Source organism: Pseudomonas brassicacearum, from assembly GCF_003732265.1.
In the GTDB taxonomy this organism is placed as follows: Bacteria; Pseudomonadota; Gammaproteobacteria; order Pseudomonadales; family Pseudomonadaceae; genus Aquipseudomonas; species Aquipseudomonas brassicacearum_D.
This window is the reverse complement of sequence record NZ_MOBK01000427.1, coordinates 1-487: the sequence shown is the minus strand read 5'-3', so window position 1 is coordinate 487 and position 487 is coordinate 1. Positions and strand designations below refer to the sequence as shown.

1 pseudogene is annotated in these 487 nt (G+C 64.5%); it reads right to left on the bottom strand.

Features of this window, described 5'->3' with window-relative positions:
- A pseudogene (locus tag BK660_RS32055) lies at positions 1–487 on the bottom strand (hypothetical protein); the annotation flags it as partial.

Here is a 487-nt window from a genome sequence, read left to right as displayed (position 1 = left end):
GCGGCGCCACTGTAGTCGCCGGCCTCGTACAACGCCACCCCTTGCCATTGGTGATCGTCAAAATGCTGCGCGGCTTCGGCCGGGCGCTTCGGTTTGAGCAAATGCAGGCCCTGTTGATCGGGGCGCAGCCACAAATCCTCAAAGTCAAAAGCGTAGCTCGGTTGCGGCAGGCACAGCAGCAACGGCAGGCAGAACAACCAGCCACGACGTCCGGCACAGGCGGCGAGCAATAGCAGCGGCAACAGCAGCCAGTAACCCTGATCGGCCCAGGTATCGAGGCGCACGGTCTGGCCATCGTCGCGCAGACTGCGCGGGCCGTTGAGCAGGCCGAGCGCACCAAGATCCGCTTCGTCGAGGCGGGCAGGGTGGTATTCGCCGCCGACGCTGTTGAGGAATGCGCTCAGGCCCGGACTGTCGAGTTGCGGCACGCGAATCGCGCCTTGCTCGTCCTTGAGGAAACTGCCGTCCTCTTGAGCGATTGGTGCGC